Below are 3,943 nucleotides of genomic sequence, written 5' to 3' on the forward strand. Positions count from 1 at the left end.
AATCACAAAAGAATTAAAACAAAACTAAAAGGATTGTCCCCTGTGCAATACAGAGTTCAATCCTTAGTAGCTGCTTAATATATTTGTCTAATTTTTTGGGTTCAGTTCAAATATAGCAGTCTTTTTGTTACGTTATTTCTTTCGTTTCTTCAAACTTTTTTGATATGCATAAAGCTTATGAATCTCTTCCTTAAATTCATGTAGAAGTACAGTGTTTGCACCATTTGAATACCGCACAGTATTATAAGCATCTATAATAATATCACTTTGAATATTTACATCTTCTTCATCGTTTATTCTTTCTAGCCAAGTTTCAACAGTTTCTCCCCGTTTTCTATTTAAAGGAGAGGTTAACTTACTCTCTAGCTTAAAAATTTCCTTCCGAATTTCGTTATGTGGCGGTTTATTTCGTTTAAAACGATTTTGGCTCATTCCTTCTTTATCAGTAATGATAGTAGATTCGAAGACGTGCATATTTGGTAAACTTAAATGTTTTCGTTTTTTTAATATTTTCCAAACGACGTAAATAGCGATAGCTGTACAGACTATTATTGTAGCGCTATTTATGAGTATTGGATCAAAATCAGGAATTTTTTTCCCGTCTTCAATTTTTGGTTTTAAGAGATGTCCTTTATTTGCCCAAACATCTTCAGTATCTTTTAATTCCGCTGCTTTAATTAATGGCATTAAAGCATAGCCGACGCCTAATGCGACTACTTCCGTTATAAAACCAAAAATAAGTCGAATGAAAGGAAATACTTGAACAATTAATATGCTCATTAAGCCAATCGTAATGATAGAAGCAAAACGTAATAGTTGTTGTTTGCGATTTGCCCCGGTTAACCAAAATGTAATCATAAGATGCAAGGCTAACATTAATAGTTTCCACAACGGTGGAAAGGGTGCATAAAATATAGTTGAAACAACAAACCATACAATACCACCTAAAGATTTTTGAACTGGATATCCAGGTCCGATCGCATGTACGATAAAGAAAAATAGTGGTAATATGATTGTGCCAAAAAGAGAAAAAGGTAAAAATAAAGAGAAAAGAACGATTTGAAGAACTAAAAGTATTACAAATCCTGTTGTTTTTTTCTGCATAAATTTATGAATAAGAAATACTCCAATATAGCCTGTTGTTAAAAATATTGCAATACTAATTAGTTCATCTCTTTCTGTTAATAATGAAAGCAGGAGGAGCAGAATGAAATCATGAATGTGATATAGCCAAGTTTTCAACTGGTTCCACCATCCCTTCACTAGTAATGAGAAACGTTGGCTGCGAGAGAAGAGGGAGTTCATTTCTTTGTAAACCAATGTATATCATTGTAGACGATCGTTCTCTCTTTCTCTTTACATAATGAAGGAATCCTTGTTTCGGAAGTAACGTACTATCATCTGAAATACGGGCTAATTCTTCTAAAGCTTTTGCATATTGTGTTTGTCCTTCATTTAACGGTACATGTAATGCACCGCCTTCTGCTAATACACTAATAAACAATTCAAACGGAATGTGGTGCTTCGTTGTGTACTGGAAAATGTATGTTGCATATGAAATAAGTTCTTCTACATTATCTTTCCAACCAAATCCACGATCGGCAGCTAAAGAAAGACAAATCGTCCAACTATAATTTTTTACAGGTTCATATTGCTTCGCTTGTAATTGTTGCATTTTAGCAGATGCCTTCCAATGAATAGAGCGGAAAGACTCACGCTCATATCGCTTTACACCGATAATAGATGTTTCATCATTGTAAAAAGAAAAATTCGTTCGATAAAATCCATTCAAAAGTTGCTGAAGTTCTTGCAAACCTGCTACTTCTTTAGGAGAAGGATACACAATAATTTCAGTCCTTAATTTATCAAAAACAGGTAAATGTACAGTTAATAGATGAAATGGATCTTTTAATACACATTCAAACTGTTCAATTTGAAACACACCACGCTTCGTTGCGGTTAATGTTAAACCCCATTTTTGTGCCGAATGTGCGGGTTGTGAAAATGGGAAAGAGAATAATGTTTTTGATATTTGTTCAATGCCTTGCTCTTTATGCGGTATAAGGGACGAATTTAAATGAAAGTAACAAACACCATTAACGAGCGGTATGCTGGCTCCATTTTTTAAATGAATAAAAAACTGTCCAGATTCCTCAGGAAAAAGCCGTGTAGTTTGTTTCTCATTTATGATTTGAAACTTCTTCTCTATGAAAGCGACATATTTATAAATAAAAATCGCAAATATATAATAGAAGAAAAAGAGAAACATAAGCATTCGTTGCGGGAAAAAGAATGTGAAAAGTAACGCGATTGGAACGGTTAGTTGAATAATATGGAGTTGAAAAAATAAAGGCACAGTTACAACACGCTGTCCATTCATGCTTGCTCAATCTCCACAGGTACGTCAACTTCTTTTAAAATACTTTTCATAATATCATTTTTTGTCGTACGCAGGGCACCTTCCATTGATAAGACGATACGGTGATTCCAAACAGAAGGAACTAACAATTGTATATCTTCTGGTGTGCAATATTCTCTCCCATGTAAAAAGGCTAAAGCTTGAACAGCACGTACTAAAGCTAATGTGGCACGTGGGCTTACACCGTTAGCGATATAATCATGATTTCTTGTAGCATGAGCAAGTTTAATAATGTAATGTTCTAACGGTTCCGAAACAAATATTTCTTTTACTCGTTTTTGAGATTCTAAAATATCTTCTAATGAGATGACAGATGTGACACTTTCTAATGGTAAATCGTTCCGAAAACGTCGCATCATTTGTAGCTCATCTTCAGGAGTAGGATAACCGATTGAAATCGTCATTAAAAAGCGATCAAGCTGTGCATCTGGAAGAGGGAAAGTCCCTTGTGATTCAATTGGGTTTTGCGTCGCAATAACAAAGAACGGTTTCGGCAGAGGCGTAGATTGTTTTTCGAGCGTCACTTGTCGTTCTTCCATCGCTTCTAACAAACTCGACTGCGTTCTCGGCATTGCACGGTTAATTTCATCTGCTAGCAAAATGTTTGTCATAACTGGTCCAATTCTTAATTCGAATTCGCTTGTTTTTGGGTTGAAGTATTCAATACCTGTTACATCACTTGGAAGTACATCAGGGGTGAATTGAACGCGAGAAAAACTACCACCAATACTTTTGGAAATGGTTTTCGCCAGTAACGTTTTCCCAGTACCAGGCACGTCTTCGAGCAATACATGCCCACCAGCAAGAAGTGAAACGAGCAGTAGATCAATAACATTTTCTTTCCCAACAAACACAGATCCGATGTTTTCTTTCAATTTATTTATCATATGTACCATTCCTTTCATTATAAAAGAGCTAATATTTCTATATTTTAACAAATTATTCAGAAAATTTGTATGGTTTTTTAATTCAAAGAAATGGATATTTAATTATTAAATTACTCTTGCATATTTTGGAATATGATTATACAATATCGATATGCGATGTATCGTAAGTCGATATATCATAAGGCGATGTATCGGAGGTAGTTATAATGAATGGGAAGGCGCAAAAATATATTCCGTTAACTGAGGCGACATATTACATATTATTGTCACTCGTGAAGCCGTTGCATGGCTACGGAATTATGCAAATGGTAGAAGAGATGACAAATGGGGAAGTAAAGCTCGGCCCTGGTACTTTATATGGAAATACGACGAAATTACTAAAAGAGAAGTTAATTGTTGAAGTTGCCTCTACAGACAGAAAGAAGTGCTATGAGTTAACGCCGTTTGGGAGAGAAGTGCTGGAACTGGAGTACAATAGATTGCAGAGATCTGTAAGGAATGGAAATAGTATATTAGGGGAGTGAATGCATGCCCATCAACTTAAAAGTGTTAACTATCCCCAAAAGTAAAAAATGCCATCCTTTCTTTATATTCGTGATAGAATATAAAGAAATTGAATGTTTTTTCTTAATATTAG

Annotated in this window: 5 protein-coding genes; 2 read left to right on the forward strand and 3 right to left on the reverse strand. The window is 34.7% G+C overall.

What is annotated here, in order from left to right:
• The coding region (locus ACS2CR_RS33640) for an IS3 family transposase (protein WP_131229404.1) at positions 1–78 on the forward strand (78 nt) is incomplete at its 5' end.
• Between the two features lie 54 nt (positions 79–132).
• Here ACS2CR_RS33640 and ACS2CR_RS33645 read toward each other — a convergent pair.
• The 3 genes from ACS2CR_RS33645 to ACS2CR_RS33655 are packed head-to-tail and all read right to left on the reverse strand — an operon-like array spanning position 133 to position 3,306.
• The gene (locus ACS2CR_RS33645; protein ID WP_053514091.1) at positions 133–1,242 is read right to left on the reverse strand and encodes a DUF4018 domain-containing protein; all 1,110 of its coding nucleotides are present in this window, start codon (positions 1,240–1,242) and stop codon (positions 133–135) included.
• Positions 1,214–2,380 (reverse strand): DUF58 domain-containing protein, encoded by a 1,167-nt coding sequence (locus ACS2CR_RS33650; RefSeq protein WP_001014390.1) that lies wholly within the window; start codon positions 2,378–2,380, stop codon positions 1,214–1,216. Before ACS2CR_RS33650 ends, ACS2CR_RS33645 begins: the two co-directional genes overlap by 29 nt.
• Entirely contained in the window at positions 2,377–3,306 is a 930-nt protein-coding gene (locus tag ACS2CR_RS33655) for an AAA family ATPase (protein ID WP_058839994.1), read from the reverse strand. The genes ACS2CR_RS33650 and ACS2CR_RS33655 overlap by 4 nt, the downstream gene beginning before the upstream one ends.
• A gap of 206 nt (positions 3,307–3,512) precedes the next feature.
• Between ACS2CR_RS33655 and ACS2CR_RS33660 the strand changes: the two genes are divergently transcribed.
• Complete coding sequence (locus tag ACS2CR_RS33660; RefSeq protein ID WP_001013432.1) at positions 3,513–3,830, forward strand: PadR family transcriptional regulator; 318 nt, start codon at positions 3,513–3,515, stop codon at positions 3,828–3,830.
• Positions 3,831–3,943 lie beyond the last annotated feature (113 nt).

The sequence above is a fragment of the Bacillus cereus group sp. BceL291 genome, assembly GCF_051776705.1.
GTDB lineage: Bacteria > Bacillota > Bacilli > Bacillales > Bacillaceae_G > Bacillus_A > Bacillus_A cereus.

Bases quoted from the DNA above. Each gene is read 5' to 3' on its own strand.
- ACS2CR_RS33660 (WP_001013432.1), top strand. From the start codon at position 3,513: ATGAATGGGAAGGCGCAAAAATATATTCCGTTAACTGAGGCGACATAT.
- ACS2CR_RS33650 (WP_001014390.1), bottom strand. From the start codon at position 2,380: ATGAATGGACAGCGTGTTGTAACTGTGCCTTTATTTTTTCAACTCCAT.
- ACS2CR_RS33655 (WP_058839994.1), bottom strand. From the start codon at position 3,306: ATGATAAATAAATTGAAAGAAAACATCGGATCTGTGTTTGTTGGGAAA.